The following is a 22,601-nucleotide window of genomic DNA, read 5'->3' on the forward strand; positions in this document are numbered from 1 at the left end:
GTCAGCGCCGGCCGCTGTCGGCCCGCCCGGCCGCCGGCGCGGCCGGCTTGCCGGACGGGCACAGCGCGGCGCGGATGCGTTCGGCCGCCGCGTTGCGCTCGGCGGTCCCGATCGCGTCCGCCTCGCTGTTGCGCTCGTCGTCGAGGAAGCGGTCGCAGGGCGTCCACGTGCCGCCGTTGCCCGCCGGGTCGGCGCCCGCGGCGCGCAGCGCCTCGACGGTCTCGGCCAGCGCTGCCGGTTGCGGCGCCTGATCCAGGCGCTTGGACAGCCCGTCGGCCTGCGCCGACAGCGCCCGCGCGCCCAGCACCGGATCTTCGCGCAGTTGCGCGGCGATCGCCGGCGCGGCGTCCAGCAGGCGCGCGAGTTGCTGCTTGGATTCCACTGCGCGCAGGGCGGCCAGCGACTGCCCGGGGCCGAAGCCGATACCGGCGTCGAGCCAGGCCTGCAGGCCCGGGCCGCGCCATTGCTGCAGCACGCGTTCGGCCGGGTCGCCGATCCGGCAGTGCTCCGGGTCGGCGTCGTCTTCGAACAGCAGCGGCGCCGCGGCCGTCGCCGTCGGTAAGGTTGCGCGCCACAACTGCGCCCATCGCGCGAAATGCGCGGCGTCGGTTTCGTGTTCGGTCAGTGCGCGCAACACCACCCGCAGCGCGCTTTGCTTGGCTTCGCGGGTGGCCGGTCCGGCGACCACGGCTGCGGCGGCGGTCAACAGCTCCGCGCCGTCCTGGCGCGGTCCGTAAGCCTGTTCGTCGAACCACAGCCAGCGCACGTAGCGGTAGCTGGGGCCGCCGCTGAGCGCGCACAGCGCCTGCGCCGGCGTCGGCTGTTCGGGCAGGGTCGCCAGGCCGGCGCGGATGCGCGCCGGGTCGCCGCCGCGTACGGTCGCCGCGAACGCCTCCAGTCGCGCCTGCTTGGCCTGGAAGTCGCGTTCGCGCAGGTCGACGATCGCCTGGCGGCCGAGCAGGGCCAGCGCCAGCGCGGCCATGCCGCCTAGCGCCAAGCCGAGCAAGGCCGGGCCCACGCGGCGGCCGCGTCCGGCCCAGACCAGCAACGGCAGCGGAGCGAGCGCGGCCACGGCGGCCGCGACCCAGCTGCCCTCGTAGGCCACCCACCCGCTCACGTCGGAGCGATGCAGGCGATGGGCCAGCCAGATCATCCAGACCGCGACGATCGCCGGCCAGACGGCGAAAGCGATCAGGCCGATGCGGAGCGCGGAAGGTGCGGCGTCCGACGCGGGAGCGGCGTGGGTCATGGGCGAGTTCCTTCTCGATGGGCGATGCGATGCGCCGATCATCATCGCATCGCCGACACAGGCGGTGCGCCCGCCGTGTCCGTTACTTCGCCAGCCAGCGGATCATCGCGTCGATCTTGCCGCGGTACGGCGGCTTGAGCAGATCGCTGCCGGCCAGCCGGCGCTGGTGGAACACCGGCAGCAGCTTGCTGAAGGTGTCGAAGCCGTTGCGGCCGTGGATGGCACCGATGCCGCTCGGGCCGATGCCGCCGAACGGCAGGTCGTGAGCGCCGAAATGCAGCAGGGTGTCGTTGACGGTGACGCCGCCGGCCAGGGTCTGGGCCAGGATGCGTTCGATCTGGGCGCGGTCGTGGCCGAACGGGTACAGCGCCAGCGGCCGGTCGAGCGCGTTGATGCGCGCGATGGCCTCGTCAAGATTGCGGTAAGAGATCACCGGCAGGATCGGGCCGAAGATCTCGTGCTGCATCACCTGCGCCTGCGGGTCGGGCTCGATCACCAGCGCCGGCGGGAACAGCCGCTCGGCCTGGCGCTGCGCCTGCGCGGCCGGGGCGGCGAAGGGCTCGATCACCTGCAGCCCGCGCTGGCGCGCATCGTCCAGGTAGGAGGCCAGCCGCGCGTACTGGCTGGCGTTGATGATCCGGGTGTAGTCGCGGCTGGTGCCCAGGTCGGCGCCGTAGCGCGCGCGCAGTTGCGCCAGCAGCGCCTGGACCAGTTCGTCGCGGCGCGACGCGTCGACCAGCACATAGTCCACGCCGATGCAGGTCTGGCCGGCGTTGAACCACTTGCCGCTGGCGATGCGCGCGGCGGCGCGCTCGATCGGGTAATCCGGGCACACCAGTGCCGGCGCCTTGCCGCCCAGTTCCAGGGTCACCGGGGTCAGGTTCGGCGCCGCCGCGGCCATGACCTTGCGTCCGACCGCGGTCGAGCCGGTGAACAGCAGATGGTCGAAGGGCTGGGCCGAGAACGCCGCGCCGAGTTCGGCGCCGCCCAGCGCGACCGCGACCCGGTCGTCGGGGAAGACGTCGGCGAGCAGATCGCGCAGGAACTGCGACGTGCGCGGGGTGTGTTCGGACGGCTTCAGATAGACGTGGTTGCCGGCGGCGATGGCCGAGGCCAGCGGCACCAGGGCCAGGTTCACCGGGTAGTTCCAGGGCGACAGGATGCCGACCACGCCGACCGGCTCGGGGCGGATCTCGGCCCGCGCCGGCCAGAAGCGCCAGCCGACCGCGGCCCGGCGCGGCTTCATCCAGCGCCGCAGCTGAGCCAGGGCGTGGTCGATTTCGGCCAACACGATCATCGCTTCGGACAGCAGGTTCTCGTGGCTGGAGCGATGGCCGAAGTCGGCGCGGATGGCCGCGTCCATCTCCGCGCTGCGGGCGCGGAAGGCGTCGCGCAGGCGGATCAGGTCGGCGCGGCGCTGGGCGTAGTCCGGCTTGCGCGCCTGCCAGGCGGTGCGCAGGCGTTCGCGGGTCGCGGCCAGATCGGCGATGGGCGTGTCGGCGAGGATGTCCATACGCGGCAGTGTAGTCGCGTCCGTGGCCGTGGAGCGTGACCGCGGTGGGGCGAGCGAGGCCAGGCGAGGGGGGCGTGGCGGCCGATCTGCGCGCGCCGGTCGCGCACCGGTCCCGGCCCGACGGGGGGCGGACCATGCGACGACCGGGCCGACCCGAGCAAGCCAGAACCGGTGCCGCGGACTACAATGGGCGCATGAGCTTGCGCCCCTACCTCGATGCCTTCCCCAACCTCGGCGAGCGCGTCTACGTCGACCCCGCCGCGACCGTGATCGGCGCGGTCGACCTGGGCGACGACGTGTCGATCTGGCCCGGTTGCGTGGTGCGCGGCGACGTCAACACGATCTCGATCGGCGCCCGCACTAATGTCCAGGACGGCACCATCGTCCACGTCACCCACGAGGGGCCGTTCACCCGTCCCGGCGGCCTGCCGACCGTGATCGGCAACGACGTGACCATCGGCCATGCCGCGATCGTCCATGCCTGCACCATCGAGGAATTCGCCCTGATCGGCATGGGCGCCAAGATCCTCGACGGCGCGCGCGTGTCGCGCTTCGGTTTCGTCGGTGCCGGCGCGGTGATCGCGCCGGGCAAGACGGTCGGCGAAGGCGAGCTGTGGCTGGGCAATCCGGCGCGCTGCGTGCGCAAGCTCAGCGAGCGCGAAATCGAACAGTTGCGCTACAGCGCGCAACATTACGTTCGCCTCAAGGACCGTTATCTGGGCATGCTCTCGTCGGGCTAGTCACGGAATCGGGCGGCGTTTACAGTCGCGCAGGGGAAAAGCGCGACTCAGGAGTCGGGGCAACATGGAAGAACCGCAGAATCCGTACGCCGCACCGTCGGCACTGCCCGTGGCGGGCGAAGACTACAGCGTGCGCGCCGACCGCGGCACACGCCTGATCGCGCGTCTGATCGACGGCGCCCTGTACATGGTGTGCATGGCGCCGGTGTTCGTCGCCGTGGCGGTCGATCCCAACAGCGAACAACCCTCGCCCCTGCAGCTGGGCATCATGAGCCTGGGCTTGCTGTTCGCCCTGGCCCTGTTCGCCTACAACCTGGTGCTGCTGGCGCAAAGCGGGCAGACCCTGGGCAAGCGCTGGCTGAAGATCAAGATCGTGCGCCTGGACGGCAGCCCGGCCTCGCTGGGCCGCATCCTCGGCCTGCGCATGATCGTGATCGGCCTGATCGAGTCGGTGCCTTGCCTGGGCGCGCTCTTCAGTCTGGCCAACGCACTGTGGATCTTCGGCGACGAAAGCCGTTGCCTGCACGATCTGCTCGCCGACACCAAGGTGATCAACGCCTGATGCTCGACACCTACCGCCAGGTGGTGACGCCCGAAGGCGTCGCGCTGCACCTGCGCGCTGCCGGGCCGGTGCCGCGCGCGCTGGCCTGGCTGCTCGATCTGGCGTTGCGCGCGGTGATCTACGCCGCGCTGTTCCGCGCCCTGGTCGGCCTGTTCGGCGAGGCCGGCTACGCCGTGCTCGCGCTGGTGGTGTTCGTGATGACCTGGTTCTACCAGGTGCTGTTCGAAGTGCTGATGCAAGGCCGCACGCCCGGCAAGTGGGCGCTGGGGCTGCGCGTGGTCGCCGCCGACGGCGCGCCGGTGGGCTGGATGGCCTCGTTCACCCGAAATCTGCTGCGGGTGGTGGACGCGTTGCCGGTGGGTTACGCCGTCGGTCTGGTCGCCTGCCTGTTCGATCCCTGGGGCCGCCGGCTCGGCGACATGGTGGCCGGCACCCTGGTGGTGCACGCGCCGCGGCATACGCCGCAGACCGCGGCGGCGGTGGTCCCGCCGCTGGCGCCGTCGTCGCCGCTGTTGCCGCACGAGCAGGCGGCGATGGTCGCCTTCGCCGAACGCGCGCCGCGTCTGACCCTGGCGCGCCAGATCGAGCTGGCCGAACTGACCGAGCCGCTGACCCGCAGCCGCGGCGAGCAGGCGGTCGACCGGGTCTACGGCATCGCCAACTGGCTGTTGGGGCGGCGATGAGACAAGAGCACTTCGTCGCCCGCCACGAATACGAATGGCGCGAGTTCGAGCGCTGGCTGGAGCATCGTTCCGCCAGCGCCCGCCACGCTCGCAGCCACCGCCGCGAGTGGAACGGGCTCAGCGACGATCAGTTGCCCGAACGCCACCGCCGGCTGTGCCAGCAACTGGCGCTGGCGCGCCGGCGCGGCTACAGCGCGGTGGTCACCGATCGTCTGCAACAACTGATGCAGCGCGGCCACAGCGTGCTGTACCGGACCAAGCCGGTGCATTGGCGGCGGGCGATCGAGTTCCTGTTGGCCGGTTTTCCGCGCCTGGTCCGGGCCGAGCGCCATTGCATGCTGGCCGCGGCGCTGCTGTTCGTGCTGCCGCTGGCGAGCATTTTCGTCGCCATCCAGATCAAGCCCGATCTCGCCGCCGGCCTGTTCGACGTGCAGAGCCTGGCGCGCTTCGAGCAGATGTACGACCCGGCCGGCAAGAGCGACCTGGGCCGCACCGACGAAGACGATCTGCAGATGTTCGCCCATTACATCGGCAACAACGTCGGCATCGGCTTCCAGACCTTCGCCAGCGGCCTGGTCGCCGGCCTCGGCACGGTGTTCGTGTTGATCTTCAACGGCGTGATGATCGGCGGGGTCGCCGGGCATCTGCAGGCGGTCGGCCACGGCGACCCGTTCTGGCGCTTCGTCGCCGGCCATTCGGCGCCGGAACTGACCGCGATCGTGATCGCCGGCGGCGCCGGCCTGCGCCTGGGGTTGAGCCTGATCGCCCCCGGCCAGCGGCGACGGATCGATTCGCTGATCCACGGCGGCCGGCGCGGCGCCAAGATCTGCATCGGCGTGTTCGCCATGCTGGTGTTCGCCGCCTTCGTCGAGGCGTTCTGGTCGTCGATCGCCGGGGTGCCGGCGCCGGTCAAGTACGCGGTTGGCGCGGCGCTGTGGGTGCTGGTCGGGCTGTGGCTGCTGCGCGGCGGCCGCAACGCCGCCTATCGCGACGACGAAGACGCCGCATGAGGCTGGAAGCGCTCACCGTCGCGCTGCGCCCGCGCAGCGCCTGGGAGGCCGCCGAACTCGGCATGGCCCTGGTGCGGCGCCATGCCGGCGCGATCTGGAAGCCGTGGCTGCTGACTTCGCTGCCGTTGCTGGTCGCGCTCAACGCCGTGGGCTGGGCCCTGGATCTGCTGTGGCTGGCCGGCCTGCTGATGTGGTGGCTCAAGCCCTGGTTCGACCGCATCCCGCTGTTCGTGCTGTCGCGCGCGGTGTTCGGCGAAACCCCGGACACGCGCCAGACCGTGCGCGCGGCGCTGCGCTGGGGCGCACGCTGGTGGTTGCCGTATCTGACCTGGCGCCGGCTCGGTCCGGCGCGTTCGCTGTACCTGCCGGTGGATCTGCTCGAGGGCGGCAGCGGCAGCGAGGCCCGTCATCGCCGCGGCGCGCTCGGCGCGCCCGTGTACGGCGTCGGGTCGCTGCTGACCCTGACCTGCGTCCACTTCGAAATCGTGATCGTGCTCGGCGCCCTGCTCGGCGCGCTGATGTTCGTGCCGTTCGATTACCTGCCGGACACGTTCAAGGCCCTGTTCGAAGCGGTCGCGGCCCAGCCGCAATGGTTCGACGCCACCCTCAACGGCCTGGCCTGGCTGGCGACCGCGCTGATCGAACCGTTCTACGTCGGCGCCGGCTTCGGCCTGTACCTCAATCGCCGCACCGAGATCGAGGGCTGGGACATCGAGATCGTGTTCCGTCGCCTGCGCGCGCGCCTGACCGCGGCCGCGGCGCCGTTGTTGCTGGTGTTGTGCGCGATGGTCGGTTTCGCGCCGGACGCGGCAGCGCAGGCGGCGGACGCGTCTTCCGCGGCGCAAGCGCAGGCCGCGGCGGCCGTCGAAGAAGAGGCCGCCGGCGACGAGACGGTGGGCGAAGCGGCGGCCGAAGCGGCGGCCGAAGAAACGGCCAGCGACGAAGAATCCGCACCGCCGTACGCGCCGATCCGCGACTACGTCGACGACAGCCGCAAGAGCCGCCGCTTGCCATCGACCCTGGGCGAGGTGTTCGGCGAGGACCGCCGCGACGACCGCGCGCTGCGCGAGGCGGTGGCCAAGGCGATGCAGGACCCGGCAGTATCGCCCAAGCGCACCCAGACGGTGTGGAAACCCAAGGCCGAGCGCAAGGACCAGGAAAAAGAGCGCAAGCCGTCCAGCCTGGAGATGTTCGACGGCCTCGGCGGCAATCTCGCCGCGGTGGTGCAGTGGCTGCTGTGGGGCGTGGTCGCGGCGATCGCGATCGCCCTGCTGTGGAGCGCCTCGCGCTGGCTGGGCTGGTTCCGCGGCGGCGAGGAAGAGGAGCCGTCGCCGGGCGAGGTGCGGGTCGGCGCCGCGGCCGAGCCCGAGCCCCTGCCCGACGACATTCCGACGGCGATCCGCCGCCTGTGGCGCGCCGGCCGCGCCCGCGATGCGTTGGCGCTGATGTACCGCGCCGCGGTCGAATCGATGGCGCAGCGCGCCGATATCGTGTTGGTGCCGGGTGCGACCGAGGCGCAATGCCTGCGCGCCTCGCGCAAGCTGGCCCTGGCCGACGACCGCGAGGCCTTCGCCCGCGCCGTGCGCACCTGGCAGTACGCGGCCTATGCCGACGTCCTGCCGGACGACGAAGAGTTCGACGATCTGGTCGGCCTGCTCGGCCGTCGTTTCGGGTGGACCGCATGAGCCGCGCCCGTCTGGCGATCGGCGCGCTGCTGGTGGTCGCAGTGGCGGTCGTGGCCGCAGTCGGCGTCGCGGTCTGGCGCGACGGCTACACCCGGGTCGAGGAGAGCGTCGACGCGCCGCGCAGCGGCGAAGCGGCCAGTAACCCGTTGTACGTGCTCAAGCTGGCCCTGCAACGCGATCGGGTCCAGGTCCAGGCGCGACAGCGTCTGGCGCTGGGCCTGCACCCGCTGAAGCCGCGCGACACGGTGCTGATCTTCCGCGACCCGCGCACCTTGAGCGCCGACGACGCCAAGGCCTTGCTGGCCTGGGCCGAGCGCGGCGGTCATCTGATCGTGCGCACGCCGCCGCTGCACGAACAGCTCGGCGAATCGCCGGTGCCGGTGTTGACCGAACTCGGCGTGACCTTGCTCGACCGCAGCGACGTCGCCGACGAGGAGGAGCTGCGTTCCGGCTGCGTCGGCGTGTACGAGCGCGGCCTGGAAGCGCAGAGCCAGTTCTGCGGCGGACGCCGGTTCTACTTCTACAACAGCGACATCGAGCCCGCGCATGCCTGGGGCGACGAGGACAGCGCCTACGTCTATGCCCGCTTCGCCCACGGCCAGGGCCATGTCGACGTGGCGTCGGACCTGGATTTCCTGTCCAACGACACCGGCTCGGACAATCCGCTGCTGCGCGGCCTGCGCTTCTCCGACGACCGGATCGCCAAGCCGGCCAATGCCGCGCTGGCGCGCCAGCTGCTGGCGCCGAACTACCGCGCCGGCACCGTGCACCTGATCTATGCGGCGGAAGTGCCGTCGCTGTGGAAGACCCTGATCGAACGCAGCTGGATGGCCTGGCTGCCGCTGCTGCTGTGGCTGCTGGGCTGGCTGTGGCTGCGCATGCAGCGTTTCGGCCCGCTGCGGCCGGCGCCGGCGCTGGAGCGGCGCTCGCTGCTCGAACACATCGTCGCCAGCGGCGAACACGTCTACCGTTACGGCTACGGCCCGCGCTTGTACGAGGCCGCGCGCCGCGCCTTCCTGGCCCGCCTGCGCCGGCGCGACCCCTACGCCGCCGGCCTCGACGGCGAGCCGCGCGTGGCGCTGCTCGCCGAACGCTTCAAGAGCGCGCCGGCCTTGTCCGCCGACGAGATCCGCGACGCGCTGACTCCGCCGCTGGCGCGCGAACACACCGCGTTCCGCACCCGCATCGCCACTTTGATCCGCATGAGAAACCGCTTATGACCCTCGACGCCGCTCCGCTCGTCCCGATCACCGGCGCCGCGCTGGCGCAACGCGCCGCCGACGTGCGCGAGGAAGTCGGCAAGGCCTTCATCGGCCAGGCCGAGGTGCTCGACCAGATCCTGATCGCCCTGCTCGCCGGCGGCCACGCCCTGCTCGAAGGCGTGCCCGGCCTGGGCAAGACCTTGGTGGTGCGCGCCCTGTCCAAGGCGCTGGACTGCGGCTACGCCCGGGTCCAGTTCACCCCCGACCTGATGCCCAGCGACATCAGCGGCCACGCGGTGTACGACCCGAAGACGGAGAGCTTCAATATCCGCCGGGGCCCGGTGTTCACCAATCTGCTGTTGGCCGACGAAATCAACCGCGCCCCGGCCAAGACCCAGTCGGCGCTGCTGGAGGCGATGCAGGAGCAGCAGGTCACCATCGAAGGCCACAGCTTCGAACTGCCGCCGCCGTTCCTGACCCTGGCCACGCAGAACCCGGTCGAGCAGGAAGGCACCTATCCCCTGCCCGAAGCGCAGCTCGACCGCTTCCTGCTCAAGATCCTGATCGGCTATCCCAACCGCGCCGACGAGAAGCGCATGGTCAGCGCGGTCAGCCTGGGCCGCAGCGCGTCGGACTTCGACCTGTCGCAGGTGCGGCGCGTGCTCGGTCCGGAGGAGATCGTGGCGATGCAACAGGGCACGGCGCTGGTGCGGGTCGACGAGGCGGTGATCGACTACGTGGTGCGGATCGTCGGCACCACTCGCGATTGGGCCGGCATCGCCCTCGGCGCCGGTCCGCGCGGCAGCCTGGCCCTGGTGCGCGCCGCGCGCGCCCAGGCGGTGCTGTCCGGGCGCGACTTCGTCACTCCCGACGACGTGCGCGAGATCGCCAAGCCGGCGCTGCGCCATCGCATCGCGCTGGCGCCGGAGCTGCAGATCGAAGGCCAGTCGCCGGACGACGTGCTGCACGCGCTGTTGGCCAAGGTCGAAGCGCCGCGGCAATGAGTCGGGCCGTCCCGCCGCCGTTGCCGGTCCATGCCGCCGCACCGCCGGTGCCGCGCGAGCGTGCGCTGGCGCGGCGCAGCTGGCTGCGGCCGGCGCCGCGGGTGGGCGCACTGGCGCTGGCCTGGTCGGCGCTGGGCCTGGCGGCGAGCGCCGGCTGGGCGCCGGCCTCGGCCTGGTGGCTGGCCAGTGCGGCCTTGTTCGCGTTGCTGCTGATCGACGGCCTGCGCCTGCGCGGCGCGCCCACGCCGCAGGTCGTGCGGCAGATGCACGACACCTGGGCGATCGGCGTCGAACGCCCGGTCACCCTGGTCGTGGAGACCCTGCGGCGTCAGCGCCTGGACCTGTTCGATCTGCATCCGGGCGAGTGGGCGATGCGCGATCTGCCGCGCCGGGTCGAGTTGCGGCGTGGCGAAAGCGCGAGCTTCGAATATCAGCTGCGCCCCGACCGGCGCGGCGATTTCCAGTTCGACGGCGTGCAACTGCGCCTGCATTCGCCGTGGGGGCTGTGGTGGCAGTCGCGCCTGGGCGGCGAGGTGCAGCGGGTGCGCGTGTTTCCCAATTTCGCGCCGCTGGCCAAGTTCGCGATGTTCAGCGCCGAACAGGCGTCGCGCCTGGTCGGCGCGCACGTCAAGCGGCGCCGCGGCGAGGGCACCGATTTCCATCAGATGCGCGAGTACCGGGTCGGCGACAGCCTGCGCCAGATCGACTGGAAGGCCACCGCGCGCGCGCGCCGGCTGATCTCGCGCGAGTACCAGGACGAGCGCAACCAGCAACTGGTGCTGATGCTCGACACCGGCCGCCGGCTGATGGCCCGCGACGGCGCGCTGTCGCATTTCGACCACGTGCTGGATGCGGCGCTGGTGGTGGCCTATCTGGCCCTGCGCCAGGGCGACGGCGTCGGCCTGCTGGCCAGCGGCGGCGAAAGTCGCTGGGTGCCGCCGCAGCGCGGCGTCGGCGCGATCGACAACCTGCTGCGCGCCAGTTACGCCTTGCAGCCGCAGGCGGTGGCGACCGATTTCCTGGCGGCGGCGACCGAGCTGTCGCTGCGCCAGCGCCGGCGTTCGCTGGTGATGCTGGTGACCAACCTGCGCGACGAAGACATGGACGACCTGCTTGCCGCGGTGCGCATGCTGCGCGGGCGCCATCTGGTATGCGTGGCCAGTCTGCGCGAGGGCTCGCTGGATCAGGCCTTGGGCGACGAGGTCGTCGACCTGTCCGGCGCGATCCGCGCCGGCGCGACCGCGCAGTACCTGGAGCAGCGTGCCGCCGCGCACGACGCGCTGCGCAACCACGGGGTGATGGTGCTGGACGTGAGCTGCGAGCAACTGGCGGCGTCGCTGGTCGAGAAGTATCTGGCGGTCAAGCGCGACGGTTTGCTTTGAGGCGCCGCGCCGGCCGCAGCGGCAACTCCTCCACTTTCGCTGCGCGATCGTCGCCCCTGGGTCGAAGGGGGCAGCGGCAAGGTCGTACGCCGGTCAGGCCTCGGTAGCGCGCAAGGAAGCTGCCGGCGTCATGCCCGCCATCGGGTCGTTCGCCGACGAGTCGTCCTACCGCTCGTGCCATGCGATCACAAAGCGCAGTTCGCCGGGCGTCCCGCCGCGACCCCGTCAAACGGCGCAAACCGCCGGTCGCCCTGTCGCTAACCGGCCCAACGGCGTAGCCGCCTGCCGATCCCCCTTCGAAAAAGACAGGGGGAACTCCGTTCCTGCTTGGCCTGAGTGCTGGTCGATCCAAGGCATCGCGCCTCATCCCGGCCGGGTTTGCTCTTCCAGCCAGCCCAGCCACTGCATCGCCTGTGCGCGGTCTTGCCCGCACATCTCGCCGGTCGGCTGCAGCGAGCCGCAGAACGCCGGACGCTCCGGTCGGCCGAACAAGCGGCAGCGCAGCTCGTCGTCGAGTTGCACGCAGGGTATGCCGGCCGGCTTGCCGTGCGGCATGCCCGGGATCGGGCTGTTGATCGACGGCGCGATGCAGCAGGCGCCGCAGCGGTCGCGGCAGGCCCGGCTCATGCCGGCTCGCGTACGAGACGCAAGTCGTTCATGGCGCTTCGAACGGTTCGACCGCGCGCACCGCATGCAGCGGAATCGGGCCGTAGACGTGCGGGTAGTGATCGCCGCTGCGCGCGCTCCAGTCGTAACGCAGCGCCGCGCCGAGCGCGGCCGCGTCCAGGCTCAAGCGCAGCAGCGCGCCGCGGCCGCGCTGGTGACGCTCGATCACGCCGGCCAGCTGCGCCTGCGTCGCGCAATGCAGGAAGCCCTCGCGCGCCAGCGACTCCGGCGCGTACTCGCCGCGCGCCTGCGCCGCGGCCCAGTCGGCCGGTGCGGCGAAGTGATAGACGAGGGCGGGCGCGGGCCCGGCGAACGCAGGCGTGGGCGCGGAACCGGCGTTCGCCATGCGCTCAGTCCGCCGTGACCAGAGCGTCGTCGCGCTCGCGCAGCATCGCGTACACCGGATCGGTGTCCGGACGCTTGCGGTGCCAGCGTTCGAAGCTTTCCGCGGCCTGTTCGACCAGCATGCCCAGGCCGTCGACGCGGTCGTGCGCGCCGGCGACCTTGGCCCAGGCCAGGAACGGAATCGCCGCTTCGCCGTAGCTCAGGTCGACCGCGGCGGTGCGCGGCGTGGCCAGGCTCATCGGCAGCGAAGGCATGCCGTCCTCGCGCGCGGCCGAGGTCGCGTTGACGATCAGGTCGAAGTTGCCCAGCGTGCCGACGTCGGCGAGGTAGCGCGGATGCACCCGGCCCGGCATGCCCAGCGCGTCGGCCAGCGCGTCGGCGCGCTCGCCGGTGCGGTTGACGATGTACAACTCGCCGATGCCGGCGTCGAGCAGCGCCGGAGCGACGCCGCGCGCGGCGCCGCCGGCGCCGATCAGCAGAGTACGGCGCGCGCGCAGGTCCAGGCCGTGGCGGTCGGTGAGGTCGCGGATCAGGCCGACGCCGTCGGTGTTGTCGCCCTCCCAGCCGGTGGCGGTGCGGATCAGGGTGTTGACCGCGCCTGCGCGTTGGGCGCGCTCGCTCAGATGGGTGCAGATGCTGGCCGCGCGGGTCTTCAACGGCAGGGTGATGTTGGCGCCGAGGCCGCCCTCGGCGGCGAACTCGGCCAGGGCCACGTCGAACTGCTCCGGCGCGGCGTCGATCGCGCGGTACTCCAGGGCGATGCCGAACTGACGCGCGAACGCAGCGTGGATGCGCGGCGACAACGAATGGGCGACCGGATGGCCGAACACGGCGTAACGCAGGACGGGACTGGACGAACTGGAATCGATCGACATGGACGCGCCTCGTTCTAGACTGGAGACCTTTCCTGTTGGGAGACGCACGATGCGGCACGCCAGGGTCCGGTTCGGCTCCAGTCTACTCCTCGCCTGCGTACTGGGCGTCCCGGTCCAGGCCGGTTTGGCCGAATTCGGCATAGAAGGCATGGGCGTGGTGTCCACCCCCGACAGCGAGGTGCGAGCCACGGTGAGTCCCGACGGACGGCGTATCGTCTGGGGCAGCGATCGCCCGGGCGGTCCGGGCGGCCGCGATCTGTGGCAGGCGGAACGGGTCGACGGTCGTTGGCAGAACCCGCAGCCGCTGGCCCTGAACGGCCCGCACAAAGACTACGACCCGATGTTCAGCGGCGACGGCCGCTGGCTGTATTTCTTCTCCGACCGTCCCGGCGGTCAGGGCGCCGAAGACCTCTATCGCGCCGCGGTGCGCGCCGACGGCTTTGGTCCGGCCGAGAATCTCGGCCCCGGGGTCAACACCGCCGGCCGCGAATGGGCGCCCGCGCCGAGCCGCGACGGCCGCTATCTGTTGTTCGCCAGCGACGGCCGCGGCGGCGCCGGCGGCCAGGATCTGTGGATCGCGAGCTGGAACGGCCGCGCCTTCGCCGATCCGAAGCCGGCGCCGGGCCTCAACACCGCCGCCGACGAATTCGATGCGACTTGGCTCGGCGACGGCCGCGCGATCGTGTTCGCGCGTTCGCGGGACGTCGATGGCGATGGCGACGTGCGTGTGTACCTGGCCCAGTGCGACGGCGCGCGCTACGGCGAAGCGACGCCGCTGGCGCTGTCGTTCAACGCGGCCGGCGCCTACACCTACGGCCCGGTGATCGATTGGAACAAGCCCGGCGAGCTGCTGCTCAACGGCACCGCCAAGGCGCCCAAGGCCGGCAAGCAGGACATCTACCGGATGAAGGCGCCGACGGTCACCGGTCAGGACGGTTGCGTCGGCCCAGGCAAGGGCTGAAGCGCTGCGCCCAGCCGCTCGCCGTCGAACTTTTGTAGGAGCGGCGTAAGCCGCGACCGCTCAAGCGCTGGACGCAAGCGCCAGGGCCGTAGTCCGGCCGTGCGGCGCCTCTGCCTTGGCGCACGGTTCTATCGGTGTCGAACACGAACGTGGCGCGACACCGCTTCGGTGGTCGCGGCTTACGCCGCTCCTACAGAAAGCAAGCTGCTGCCGTTGGAGTGGGAGAGGTTTCCCACGGGGATGCCCTCCGGGCGCAGGCCGCGTCCGCGCTGGCCGACGTAAGCGCCGAAAAAAACGGCCAGCCTCCGGTCGCGGACGGGCGGCGCCGGCATTTCCGCCGATACCGGTCGAACCGCCGCCCATCGGAACCGTTCCGCAGCCGGGCGGGCGCGCGCCGTCGCGTGGCTATGCTGCGCCGGCCACGCTGTGTGGCCTATGAAAAGGACTTTTCATGAACGTCTCGAAAGCCAAGTTGGGGGGACTGCTGTTCGGGTTCGTGTTGTCGCTCGCCGCTTTGCCGTCGCTCGCCGCCAGTTCCGGCGGCGCGACGCCGGTGCCGTCGGATCCGGCCCGCTTCGGCGAATGGAAGGCATCGGTGCGCTGGCTGCAGCCGCACCGCGTCGACGGTCCGGGCGGTTCGATGGTGTATTCCTGGACTTACGCCCACATCACCGCGCTGAGCCAGAGCGAGTGCGAAACCCAGCTCTATGGCTACGCCAGCCAGCTCAATGTCCAAGTGGTGAACTACTGCGCCTTCTACCCGTACTGATGCACGCTGCGGAGCCGCCGTGCGCGGCTCCGCAGTTCTTTCATGCGCTCAGTACGGCGCTTCGAGGTTCTGCCATGGCAGCGGGTTGAAGTCGTACACCTGTTGCCGCGACAGCGTGCCGTCGGCCGCGATAGCGCCGCGGAACAGGCCGCCATGTTCGACCCACAGCAGCTCGCCGCGGTCGAACTCGGCCCACTCCCAGTCCGGCAGGTCGATCAGGCGTTCGCTGCGGCGGTCGTAGAGGGCATGGCGATCGTGGCAGTGGCCGCGGCCGGGACGTTCGACCAGGCCGGCGTAGGCGATCTTGCGCAGCAGCCAGTGGCCGCCGGCAGGCTTCTCGAAGGTGGTCAGGGTCGAACCCGAGCTCGGGTCGGCATGCTTCAGCGCCCAGCCGTCGCGTTGCAAGCGCAGGTAGTACACGCCCGTGCAGTCGCTGCCGTAGCGCTCCGGCGAGGGCGGTTCGCTGCGCCGGCGCAACCCGGAGTCGGTGCGTTCGACACAGTGGCTGCCGTTCAACCAGTACTCGCCCCGGTCGAGAAACAGTCCGCCGCCCTGATAAGTGTCGCCCTTGGGAAAGAAGTCCAGCGTCTTCAGGTACGGCGCGCGCGAAACCGCGCTCCACGACGAGGGCCGGCGGCCTTGGTTGGAGGCGAAATAGAGCAGGTGGCGGCCGTCCGGCGACAGGTCGCATCGGCGTTCGTAGATGCGGCCCTTGAGCCACTGGCCGACCGCGACGCGGTCGTCGTCGCGGTTCCAGCCGAGCACGCAGACCCGCTTGCTCGGGCCGCGGCGCAGCACCACTGCGGTGTTCGCGGCGCGCGCCAACAGAATGTGGACGCGCGCCGGAATCCGCGCGATCACCGCGCTTCGCGCATCCATTGCGCCGCATCCAATGCGAAATAGGTCAGCACCCCGTCGGCGCCGGCGCGCTTGATCGAGGTCAGCGATTCCAGCACGCAGCCGCGCTCGTCCAGCCAGCCGTTGCCGATCGCCGCGCGCAGCATCGCGTACTCGCCGCTGACCTGATAGACGAAGGTCGGCGCGCCGAATTCGTCCTTGGCCCGGCGCACGATGTCCAGGTAGGGCAGGCCGGGCTTGACCATGATCATGTCGGCGCCTTCGTCCAGATCCAGCGCGATCTCGCGCATGGCCTCGTCGCTGTTGGCCGGGTCCATCTGGTAGGTGTACTTGTTGCCCTTGCCGAGCGCGCCGGCCGAGCCGACCGCGTCGCGGAACGGGCCGTAGAAGCTGGAGGCGTACTTGGCGCTGTAGGCGAGGATGCGGGTGTGGATGTGGCCGCGCTGCTCCAGCGCTTCGCGGATGCGGCCGATGCGGCCGTCCATCATGTCGCTGGGCGCGACCACGTCGGCGCCGGCGGCGGCGTGCGACAACGCCTGCTTGACCAGGGCTTCGACGGTTTCGTCGTTGAGCACGTAGCCGCTGTCGTCGACCAGGCCGTCCTGGCCGTGGCTGGTGTAGGGGTCGAGGGCGACGTCGGTGATCACGCCCAGCTCCGGAAAGCGCTGCTTGAGCGCGCGCACCGCGCGCTGGCACAGGCCGTCGTCCTGCCAGGCGGCTTCGGCGGTCAGCGACTTGGCGTCCGGCGCGGTCACCGGGAACAGCGCCAGCGCCGGCACGCGCAGCTCGCTGGCGCGTTCGGCGACGCGCAGCAGTTCGTCGATCGACAGCCGCTCGATGCCGGGCATCGAGCCGACCGGCGCGCGGCCGTCGAGTTCGTGCACGAACACCGGATAGATCAGGTCGTCGGCGGTGAGGACGGTCTCGCGCATCAGCCGGCGCGAGAATTCATCGCGGCGCATCCGCCGCGGGCGCGTGTAGGGATAGCTCATGGGCGCCTAGTCTACTCCCGCGGCCGGCGCGGGCCTGCGACCGCGGGTCGCGGCGGGCGGGGACGCAGCGTTCCGGGCACGACGGGCAAGCTCGCGTCGCAACCGACCCGTGTCGCAGCCGACCAAGCCCGGCACCCGCATTGCACCCTTTCCCGCAAGCCAGAGAGGGGGCCGCCGGCCTTCAGGACTGCGCTCGGTGTCAGTCGGAATACACCCGGTAGCGCAGCGGCCGCACGTGCACGGTGCTGCCGGCGGCCGGGATGACCGCGTCCGGGGTCGCGGCCAGGTCCAGTTCCAGCGGCCGGTGCTGGCTTTCGATCGCCAGTTCCAGGGTGATCCGCTCGGCCAGCCGGTGGGTCGAGACCACCCGCGCCGGCAGGCCGTCGTCGCCGTCGACCAGGGCCATGTCGTGCGGGCGTACGTACAGCTTGGCGCGGCTGCGGCTGTGGCTGTCGACCGGCAAGCGCATGGCGTGGCCGTTGACCGACAGCTCGCCGCCCTCGGTCTGGCCTTCGATCACGTTGGCGCGGCCGATGAAATCGAACACGTAGGCCGAGGCCGGCGTGCTGTAGATCTCGTCGGGAGTGCCGATCTGTTCGATCCGGCCGTCCTTGAGCACCACCACCCGGTCGGCCAGTTCCAGCGCTTCTTCCTGGTCGTGGGTGACGAACAGGGTGGTCTGCCCGGTCTGGTCGTGCAGTCGGCGCAGCCAGCGGCGCAGCTCGACCCGGACCTTGGCGTCGAGCGCGCCGAAGGGCTCGTCGAGCAGCAGCACGGTCGGGTCGATCGCCAGCGCGCGGGCCAGGGCGACGCGCTGCTTCTGCCCGCCGGACAACTGTTCGGGATAGCGCGCGCCCAGTTCCGGCAGTTGGATCAGGCCGAGCAGTTCCTGCACGCGCTTGGCGATCGTCGCCTTGTCCGGGCGCCGCGAGCGCGGCCGGCTGCGCAGGCCGAAGGCGATGTTCTCGGCCACGGTCATGTGCTTGAACAAGGCGTAGTGCTGGAACACGAAACCGACGTTGCGTTCGCGCAGGCTCAGCCGGGTGGCGTCCTGTTCGCCGAACAGCAGTCGGCCCGAATCGGGCTGCAGCAGGCCGGCGATGACCCGCAGCAGGGTGGTCTTGCCCGAGCCCGAGGGGCCGAGCAGGGCGACCAGTTCGCCGGAGGCGACCTGCAGGTCGACCGCGTCGAGCGCGGCGACGCCGGCGTAGCGCTTGGCGATGGCGTGGAGATGCAGGTCCATGTACGAAGCCTTGAGTCAGTGCCGGCGGTGCGAACGTGCGAGCGCGTCGCCGTGGCGCGCTTCGAGCCAGATCTTGATCACCAGGGTGACCAGGGCCAGGCCGGCGAGCAGGGAGGCGACCGCGAACGCCGCGGCGCCTTCGCCGCCGAGCTGCTTGTACAGCACCTCGACATGCAGGGAGAGGGTATTGGTGCTGCCCATGACGTTGCCCGACACCACGGTGACCGCGCCGAACTCGCCCATCGCCCGCGCGCTGCACAGCAGCACGCCGTACAGCAGGCCCCATTTGATGTTGGGCAGGGTGACGCGGAAGAACATGCTCCAGGCGTTGGCGCCGAGCGAGCGCGCGGCCAGTTCCTCGTCGCTGCCCTGCTGCTCCATCAGCGGAATCAGCTCGCGCACCACGAACGGAAAGGTCACGAACAAGGTCGCCAGGACGATGCCCGGCGTGGCGAACAGAATCTTGAGGTCGTAGCGGTTGAGCAGGTCGGCGAAGAACCCGTGGGTGGGGCTGAACAACAGCACCAGGCACAGGCCGGCGACCACCGGCGAGACCGCGAACGGCAGGTCGATCAGCGCCAGCAGGGTGCGCTTGCCGCGGAATTCGAAGCGGGTCAGCGCCCAGGCCATGAACACGCCGCAGACCGCGTTGACCGGAACCACTATCGCGGTGGTGATCAGAGTCAGGCGCAGCGCCGACACGGTGTGCGGGTCGCGCACCGCGGCCAGCCACACGTCCAGGCCGCTGCCGAACGCGGTGCCGAGCAGCATCAGCAGCGGCAGCACCACGACCAGCAGCATGATCGCCACCGCCGCGCCGATCAGCGCCCAGCGCACCCAGGCCGGTTCCTGCAACTGGTCGCGCGCCTCAGCCATCGGCGCGGCTTCCGTGCGAGAGCCAGCGCGAGCCGGCGTTGATCGCGACCAGGCACAGGAACGACATCAGCAGCAGCAAGGTCGCCAGCACGATCGCCGCGGTCACCCCGCCTTCCTCTTCCAGGCGGATGGTGATCAGCAGCGGCGCGATCTCGGTCTTCATCGGCAGGTTGCCGGCGATGAAGATCACCGAGCCGAACTCGCCCAGGCCGCGGGCGAAGGCGAGCGAGAACCCGGTCAGCAGCGCCGGCAACAGCTCGGGCAGGATCACCCGGCGCAGGGTGGTCAGGCGCGAGGCGCCGAGCGAGGCGGCGGCTTCTTCCTGCTCGCGGCCCAGGGTTTCCAGCACCGGCTGCACGGTGCGCACGGCGAACGGCAGGCCGATGAAGATCAGGGCGATGACGATGCCGGTGAGGTTGTTGACCAGTTGGATGCCGAACGGCTGCAGCAGGCCGCCGACCCAGCCGTTCTGGCCGTAGATCGCCGCCAGGGTGATGCCGGCGACCGCGGTCGGTAATGCGAAGGGCAGGTCGACCAGGGCGTCGAGCAGGCGCCGGCCGGGGAAGCGGTAACGCACCAGCACCCAGGCCACCACCGCGCCGAACACCAGCGCGATCAGGGCGGCGACGAAGGCGGTGCCGAAGCTGACCTTGAGCGAGGCGACCACGCGCGGGTCGGAAATCGCGCGCAGCCAGCCGGCCAGGCCGAGGCCGCCGGAGCGCAGCACCAGGGCGGCCAGCGGCAACAGCACCACGACCCCCAGCCAGGTCAGGCCGAGGCCCAGGCCGAGGCCGAAGCCGGGGAGCGGCTTGCGCCAACGCGTGGCGGAAGCCGGCAGGGTCAACGCGTGCTCGCTCATGTGGCGGTGGGCGGCCGGTGGCGGGGGACAGAGGGGTGTGACGCTATCGTGGGTTTGCGGTCCTGGGGAAATGCGCGTTGGTTGTTAGCTAGTGCGCGATGGCGATATCGGGCCGGGCCACGATGACCGCCGACGGGTTCGCGGGCGGTGAACGCGGGCCCGGAGACGGGGCGGCGGCGAACCGGACCGGACCGGACCGCCGGCAGGGAGCGATCAGTCCCCCGATCGCCGGGGACAGGAGCAACGCAAACCGAGATCGCCATGCCCGGAACTCGTCGCGTCGGCTGGCCGCCCCCTGTAGGAGCGGCGCAAGCCGCGACCGCACTGCATCCGTCTCGCGTCGTCCGTGTCCGAAGGCTGCGAAGCCACGTGGCCGCCCCTAAGTGGGGGGGCGAGGGCGGTGGATCAAGCGCGCTTGCCCCCCGCCGCCCCAGCGCGATCACTTCGGCAGATAGATCTTGTCGAAGAACCCGCCGTCGGAGAAATGCGCGGCCTGGGCCTTCTTCCAGCCGCCGAAGGCGTTGTCGATGGTCACCTGCTTGACCGCCGGGAACTTGGCCAGCTCCGCCGCCGGCACTTTGTCCGGCTCGGCGGGGCGATAGCCGTGCTTGGCCGCCAGGCGTTGGCCTTGCGGGGTGTAGAGGAAACGCAGATAGGCCTCGGCCTGCTTGCGCGTGCCGTGCTTGTCGACGTTCTTGTCGACCCAGGCCACCGGCGGCTCGGCCTTGATGCTCAGGCTCGGCACGACGATCTCGAACTGGTTGCGGCTGGCCGGTTCCTGCAAGGTCAGCAGGGCCTCGTTTTCCCAGGCCAGCAGCACGTCGCCGATCTTGCGGTCGACGAACGTGGTGGTCGAGCCGCGTGCGCCGGTGTCGAGCACGGGCACGTTCTTGAACAAGCGGGTCAGATAGTCGACCACCTTGCCGCCGTCGCGGTACTGGGTCGAGGCCCAGGCCCAGGCGGCGAGGTAGTTCCAGCGCGCGCCGCCGGAGGTCTTGGGATTGGGGGTGATCACCGACACGCCCGGCTTGGCCAGGTCGTCCCAGTCCTTGATGCCCTTCGGGTTGCCCTTGCGCACCAGGAACACGATGGTCGAGGTGTAGGGCGAGCTCTGGTGCGGCAGGCGGCTCTGCCAGTTGGCCGGCAATTGCTTGGCGTTGGCGATGGTGTCGATGTCGCCGGCCAGGGCCAGGGTCACCACGTCGGCCTCCAGGCCGTCGACCACCGCGCGCGCCTGCTTGCCCGAGCCGCCATGCGAGGCGCGCAGGTTGAGGGTTTCGCCGGTCTGCTGTTTCCATTGCGCGGCGAACACCTGGTTGACCTCGGCGTAGAACTCGCGGGTCGGGTCGTAGGACACGTTGAGCAATTCGGCGTCCTTGGCCGCGGCGGCGCCGGCGGCCAGGGCCAACGCGAGCAGGGCCCATCGCAACGGCGTCTCTCGGAAAATGTTCTTCATGGTTCGGTCCTGTACGAAAGGAGGAAAAGTCAGAAGGCGAGTTGGGCGCGGGTGAAGAAGGCTTTTTCGTCTTCGCGGTCGCGGCCGGCGGCGGCGCCGCCGTCGAACGCGGTCTGGGTGTAGTTGGCGACCAGCTTGAGATTGCCGGTCAGGTACCAGTTCAGGCCCAAGCCCCAGGAGCGCGCCGCCGCGGCCACCGCGTTGCGGTCGGCATAACGCGGGAACGCGGCCTCGTCGATCTCCAGGCGGCCGTAGCGCGCGACCAGTTCGAACGCGCCCCAGCCTGCGCCACCGACCGTAAAAGGTTGGTTAGGCCGGGCCACGCCCTTGTAGCCCGCGTCTTCGCCGGTGAGCACGTAGCCGGCGGTGACCTGCCAGGCGCGGTGGTCGAGTTCGCCGGCGAAGGCGCCGTTGCGCACTTCCTGGCTGGAGCCGACGTATTCGCCGATCACGCCGAAGGCGTTGCGATAGAACCACGCCTGCGGCGACCAGCGGCTGTGCGCGCCGTCGGCCAGCACCGCGCTGCGGTAATTGAAGAACTGCACCTGGCCGGGCGTGCGGTAACGCGGCAAGGCGTTGTTGCCGCCGCCGCGCTTGTCGCCGCGGCTGCCGGCGAGGCCGAAGCCCAACCCCGACAGCGCGCCGCCGTCGTTCTTCCACGGTTCGACGAACACCCGCCCGGCCAGTTCGAACTCGTTGTCGGGATTGACCGTCGGGCTGTCGCGGCCGTCGACCGCGCCGTTGAACACGCCCAGGGCGTACGACACGGTGGCGCCGGCGAGTTCGCCCTGCAGCTGCACGCCGAGGTCGCGGTTCGGGGTCAGCTCCGAGGCCAGGCCGAGCTCGATCAGCGCATTGGAGCCGCTGGACTGCAGCCGTTCCAGGCCGACCGGGCTTTTGAACTTGCCGATCCGCACGCTCGCGCGCGGATCGAACTTGAGGTCCAGGTAGGCGTCGTTGACCGTCGCGCTGTCGCCGGCGAATTCGGGCGTCAGGCGGAAGCCGACCAGCGAACCCCAGGTGCCTTCCAGGGTCGGCTGGATGCGCCGGAACAGGAACGTGTCGTTTTGCGGCGAGCGCTCGTCGCCGATGAAGAAGCGGCCGTCGGCCTGGACCAGCGCCTTGAGCTTGACCTCGACGTCGCCGGGCGGCGGCGATTTGATCGCCAGGCCCTTGCTTGCGCTCAGCGACACGCTTGGCGTGCTCGCGGCCTTGGCCGCGGCCTCTTCGGCCTGCAGCTCCAGCTTGCGTTCGATGATCCGCAAGCGCTGGTCGAGTTCGGCCAGGCTGCCGCTGTCGGCCGAGGCGCCGGCGATCGCGCCGCCGCCGCCGAGGCGTTGCTCGATCGCGCGCAGGCGCTCGGCCAGCGCCTGGACCGTGAGTTCGCCGGCGGGCGGCGGCGTTTGCGCTTGCGTCGGCAGCGCCAGGGCGCAGGCGATCGCGCCGCACAGCCAGACGGTCGCGGCGCGGGCCGCATGCGGAGGTCGAACCCGGATATGCATGATGTGCTCCTACGAACGGGCGGAACGGTGAGACGATCCGGGTGGCGCGGAAACGCGGTGGAGGTGGCGTGATGCATCGGCCCGGTCGCGGCCGCGCCTGCGCGCGTTGGCAGGAGGGCAACCCGGCCGTTCGGCGTCGCCCGCCGCCGGCCCCGGATCGGCGGCGAAG

Annotated in this window: 22 protein-coding genes; 10 read left to right on the forward strand and 12 right to left on the reverse strand. The window is 70.9% G+C overall.

The features are described from left to right. Position 1: 1 nt before the first annotated feature. A complete protein-coding gene (locus tag V2J18_RS01055) occupies positions 2-1,249 on the reverse strand; it encodes a hypothetical protein (RefSeq protein WP_336130640.1) in 1,248 nt (415 codons plus the stop codon). Positions 1,250-1,331: 82 nt separating this feature from the next. Next, positions 1,332-2,762: a coniferyl aldehyde dehydrogenase gene (locus V2J18_RS01060; RefSeq protein WP_336130641.1), complete on the reverse strand. Its 1,431-nt coding sequence runs from the start codon at positions 2,760-2,762 to the stop codon at positions 1,332-1,334. Positions 2,763-2,956: 194 nt separating this feature from the next. On the opposite strand from V2J18_RS01060, the gene V2J18_RS01065 reads away from it, so the two are divergent. The 8 genes from V2J18_RS01065 to V2J18_RS01100 all read left to right on the forward strand — a co-directional run bounded on the left by V2J18_RS01065 (position 2,957) and on the right by V2J18_RS01100 (position 11,030). After that, on the forward strand, positions 2,957-3,502 hold the full coding sequence (locus tag V2J18_RS01065) for a gamma carbonic anhydrase family protein (protein WP_064746024.1): 546 nt from the start codon (positions 2,957-2,959) through the stop codon (positions 3,500-3,502). Positions 3,503-3,566: 64 nt separating this feature from the next. Further along, the gene (locus V2J18_RS01070; protein WP_064746025.1) at positions 3,567-4,064 is read left to right on the forward strand and encodes an RDD family protein; all 498 of its coding nucleotides are present in this window, start codon (positions 3,567-3,569) and stop codon (positions 4,062-4,064) included. Further along, positions 4,064-4,747 carry an RDD family protein gene (locus tag V2J18_RS01075; RefSeq protein ID WP_064746026.1) on the forward strand — a complete coding sequence of 228 codons (684 nt, stop codon included), beginning with the start codon at positions 4,064-4,066 and terminating at the stop codon, positions 4,745-4,747. Before V2J18_RS01070 ends, V2J18_RS01075 begins: the two co-directional genes overlap by 1 nt. After that, the gene (locus tag V2J18_RS01080; protein ID WP_336130644.1) at positions 4,744-5,757 is read left to right on the forward strand and encodes a stage II sporulation protein M; all 1,014 of its coding nucleotides are present in this window, start codon (positions 4,744-4,746) and stop codon (positions 5,755-5,757) included. Before V2J18_RS01075 ends, V2J18_RS01080 begins: the two co-directional genes overlap by 4 nt. Continuing rightward, the gene (locus V2J18_RS01085; RefSeq protein WP_336130645.1) at positions 5,754-7,442 is read left to right on the forward strand and encodes a DUF4129 domain-containing protein; all 1,689 of its coding nucleotides are present in this window, start codon (positions 5,754-5,756) and stop codon (positions 7,440-7,442) included. The genes V2J18_RS01080 and V2J18_RS01085 overlap by 4 nt, the downstream gene beginning before the upstream one ends. Beyond that, the gene (locus tag V2J18_RS01090) at positions 7,439-8,662 is read left to right on the forward strand and encodes a DUF4350 domain-containing protein (RefSeq protein WP_336130646.1); all 1,224 of its coding nucleotides are present in this window, start codon (positions 7,439-7,441) and stop codon (positions 8,660-8,662) included. The genes V2J18_RS01085 and V2J18_RS01090 overlap by 4 nt, the downstream gene beginning before the upstream one ends. After that, positions 8,659-9,648, forward strand: a complete 990-nt coding sequence (locus V2J18_RS01095) for an AAA family ATPase (RefSeq protein ID WP_336130647.1) — start codon at positions 8,659-8,661, stop codon at positions 9,646-9,648. The genes V2J18_RS01090 and V2J18_RS01095 overlap by 4 nt, the downstream gene beginning before the upstream one ends. Before the next feature lie 83 nt (positions 9,649-9,731). Then, the gene (locus V2J18_RS01100; protein WP_064746072.1) at positions 9,732-11,030 is read left to right on the forward strand and encodes a DUF58 domain-containing protein; all 1,299 of its coding nucleotides are present in this window, start codon (positions 9,732-9,734) and stop codon (positions 11,028-11,030) included. 363 nt (positions 11,031-11,393) lie between these two features. Here the strand turns inward: V2J18_RS01100 and V2J18_RS01105 are convergent, their stop codons facing one another. From V2J18_RS01105 to aroE, 3 genes are read right to left on the reverse strand one after another with little or no spacing between them, the layout of a single operon-like run. Continuing rightward, positions 11,394-11,657 (reverse strand): YkgJ family cysteine cluster protein, encoded by a 264-nt coding sequence (locus V2J18_RS01105; RefSeq protein WP_336130648.1) that lies wholly within the window; start codon positions 11,655-11,657, stop codon positions 11,394-11,396. 28 nt (positions 11,658-11,685) lie between these two features. After that, the gene (locus tag V2J18_RS01110; RefSeq protein WP_336130649.1) at positions 11,686-12,042 is read right to left on the reverse strand and encodes a DUF952 domain-containing protein; all 357 of its coding nucleotides are present in this window, start codon (positions 12,040-12,042) and stop codon (positions 11,686-11,688) included. 4 nt (positions 12,043-12,046) lie between these two features. Further along, a complete protein-coding gene (aroE, locus tag V2J18_RS01115; protein ID WP_064746033.1) occupies positions 12,047-12,916 on the reverse strand; it encodes a shikimate dehydrogenase in 870 nt (289 codons plus the stop codon). 49 nt (positions 12,917-12,965) lie between these two features. Here aroE and V2J18_RS01120 point away from each other — a divergent pair, with 49 nt between their 5' ends. Then, positions 12,966-13,877 carry a TolB-like translocation protein gene (locus tag V2J18_RS01120; protein WP_064746034.1) on the forward strand — a complete coding sequence of 304 codons (912 nt, stop codon included), beginning with the start codon at positions 12,966-12,968 and terminating at the stop codon, positions 13,875-13,877. Positions 13,878-14,328: 451 nt separating this feature from the next. Next, positions 14,329-14,646, forward strand: a complete 318-nt coding sequence (locus V2J18_RS01125) for a hypothetical protein (RefSeq protein WP_064746035.1) — start codon at positions 14,329-14,331, stop codon at positions 14,644-14,646. Between the two features lie 48 nt (positions 14,647-14,694). Here V2J18_RS01125 and V2J18_RS01130 read toward each other — a convergent pair whose 3' ends face one another. The 7 genes from V2J18_RS01130 to V2J18_RS01160 all read right to left on the reverse strand — a co-directional run bounded on the left by V2J18_RS01130 (position 14,695) and on the right by V2J18_RS01160 (position 22,432). After that, a complete protein-coding gene (locus V2J18_RS01130; RefSeq protein WP_336130650.1) occupies positions 14,695-15,525 on the reverse strand; it encodes a hypothetical protein in 831 nt (276 codons plus the stop codon). Continuing rightward, positions 15,504-16,496 (reverse strand): porphobilinogen synthase, encoded by a 993-nt coding sequence (gene hemB / locus V2J18_RS01135; RefSeq protein ID WP_064746037.1) that lies wholly within the window; start codon positions 16,494-16,496, stop codon positions 15,504-15,506. The genes V2J18_RS01130 and hemB overlap by 22 nt, the downstream gene beginning before the upstream one ends. Positions 16,497-16,695: 199 nt before the next feature. Next, positions 16,696-17,739, reverse strand: coding sequence for a sulfate/molybdate ABC transporter ATP-binding protein (locus V2J18_RS01140; protein ID WP_425605923.1), 1,044 nt, complete (start codon positions 17,737-17,739; stop codon positions 16,696-16,698). 15 nt (positions 17,740-17,754) lie between these two features. After that, complete coding sequence (gene cysW, locus V2J18_RS01145; protein WP_064746039.1) at positions 17,755-18,615, reverse strand: sulfate ABC transporter permease subunit CysW; 861 nt, start codon at positions 18,613-18,615, stop codon at positions 17,755-17,757. Beyond that, positions 18,608-19,474, reverse strand: a complete 867-nt coding sequence (cysT, locus tag V2J18_RS01150) for a sulfate ABC transporter permease subunit CysT (RefSeq protein ID WP_064746040.1) — start codon at positions 19,472-19,474, stop codon at positions 18,608-18,610. The genes cysW and cysT overlap by 8 nt, the downstream gene beginning before the upstream one ends. 439 nt (positions 19,475-19,913) lie before the next feature. Then, positions 19,914-20,930, reverse strand: coding sequence for a sulfate ABC transporter substrate-binding protein (locus tag V2J18_RS01155; protein ID WP_064746041.1), 1,017 nt, complete (start codon positions 20,928-20,930; stop codon positions 19,914-19,916). Between the two features lie 29 nt (positions 20,931-20,959). Then, entirely contained in the window at positions 20,960-22,432 is a 1,473-nt protein-coding gene (locus V2J18_RS01160; RefSeq protein WP_336130651.1) for an OprO/OprP family phosphate-selective porin, read from the reverse strand. Positions 22,433-22,601: the final 169 nt, after the last annotated feature.

This window comes from Lysobacter firmicutimachus, from assembly GCF_037027445.1.
Classification (GTDB): domain Bacteria; phylum Pseudomonadota; class Gammaproteobacteria; order Xanthomonadales; family Xanthomonadaceae; genus Lysobacter; species Lysobacter firmicutimachus.

Excerpts from the sequence above, each read along its gene's own strand:
- V2J18_RS01055 (WP_336130640.1), bottom strand. The coding sequence starts at position 1,249 with ATGACCCACGCCGCTCCCGCGTCGGACGCCGCACCTTCCGCGCTCCGC.
- V2J18_RS01105 (WP_336130648.1), bottom strand. The coding sequence starts at position 11,657 with ATGAGCCGGGCCTGCCGCGACCGCTGCGGCGCCTGCTGCATCGCGCCG.
- cysT (WP_064746040.1), bottom strand. The coding sequence starts at position 19,474 with ATGAGCGAGCACGCGTTGACCCTGCCGGCTTCCGCCACGCGTTGGCGC.
- V2J18_RS01080 (WP_336130644.1), top strand. The coding sequence starts at position 4,744 with ATGAGACAAGAGCACTTCGTCGCCCGCCACGAATACGAATGGCGCGAG.
- V2J18_RS01095 (WP_336130647.1), top strand. The coding sequence starts at position 8,659 with ATGACCCTCGACGCCGCTCCGCTCGTCCCGATCACCGGCGCCGCGCTG.
- V2J18_RS01065 (WP_064746024.1), top strand. The coding sequence starts at position 2,957 with ATGAGCTTGCGCCCCTACCTCGATGCCTTCCCCAACCTCGGCGAGCGC.
- V2J18_RS01125 (WP_064746035.1), top strand. The coding sequence starts at position 14,329 with ATGAACGTCTCGAAAGCCAAGTTGGGGGGACTGCTGTTCGGGTTCGTG.
- V2J18_RS01155 (WP_064746041.1), bottom strand. The coding sequence starts at position 20,930 with ATGAAGAACATTTTCCGAGAGACGCCGTTGCGATGGGCCCTGCTCGCG.
- V2J18_RS01070 (WP_064746025.1), top strand. The coding sequence starts at position 3,567 with ATGGAAGAACCGCAGAATCCGTACGCCGCACCGTCGGCACTGCCCGTG.
- hemB (WP_064746037.1), bottom strand. The coding sequence starts at position 16,496 with ATGAGCTATCCCTACACGCGCCCGCGGCGGATGCGCCGCGATGAATTC.
- V2J18_RS01085 (WP_336130645.1), top strand. The coding sequence starts at position 5,754 with ATGAGGCTGGAAGCGCTCACCGTCGCGCTGCGCCCGCGCAGCGCCTGG.
- V2J18_RS01130 (WP_336130650.1), bottom strand. The coding sequence starts at position 15,525 with ATGGATGCGCGAAGCGCGGTGATCGCGCGGATTCCGGCGCGCGTCCAC.
- V2J18_RS01110 (WP_336130649.1), bottom strand. The coding sequence starts at position 12,042 with ATGGCGAACGCCGGTTCCGCGCCCACGCCTGCGTTCGCCGGGCCCGCG.
- V2J18_RS01090 (WP_336130646.1), top strand. The coding sequence starts at position 7,439 with ATGAGCCGCGCCCGTCTGGCGATCGGCGCGCTGCTGGTGGTCGCAGTG.
- V2J18_RS01140 (WP_425605923.1), bottom strand. The coding sequence starts at position 17,739 with ATGGACCTGCATCTCCACGCCATCGCCAAGCGCTACGCCGGCGTCGCC.
- V2J18_RS01060 (WP_336130641.1), bottom strand. The coding sequence starts at position 2,762 with ATGGACATCCTCGCCGACACGCCCATCGCCGATCTGGCCGCGACCCGC.
- V2J18_RS01160 (WP_336130651.1), bottom strand. The coding sequence starts at position 22,432 with ATGCATATCCGGGTTCGACCTCCGCATGCGGCCCGCGCCGCGACCGTC.
- V2J18_RS01075 (WP_064746026.1), top strand. The coding sequence starts at position 4,064 with ATGCTCGACACCTACCGCCAGGTGGTGACGCCCGAAGGCGTCGCGCTG.
- V2J18_RS01120 (WP_064746034.1), top strand. The coding sequence starts at position 12,966 with ATGCGGCACGCCAGGGTCCGGTTCGGCTCCAGTCTACTCCTCGCCTGC.
- aroE (WP_064746033.1), bottom strand. The coding sequence starts at position 12,916 with ATGTCGATCGATTCCAGTTCGTCCAGTCCCGTCCTGCGTTACGCCGTG.
- cysW (WP_064746039.1), bottom strand. The coding sequence starts at position 18,615 with ATGGCTGAGGCGCGCGACCAGTTGCAGGAACCGGCCTGGGTGCGCTGG.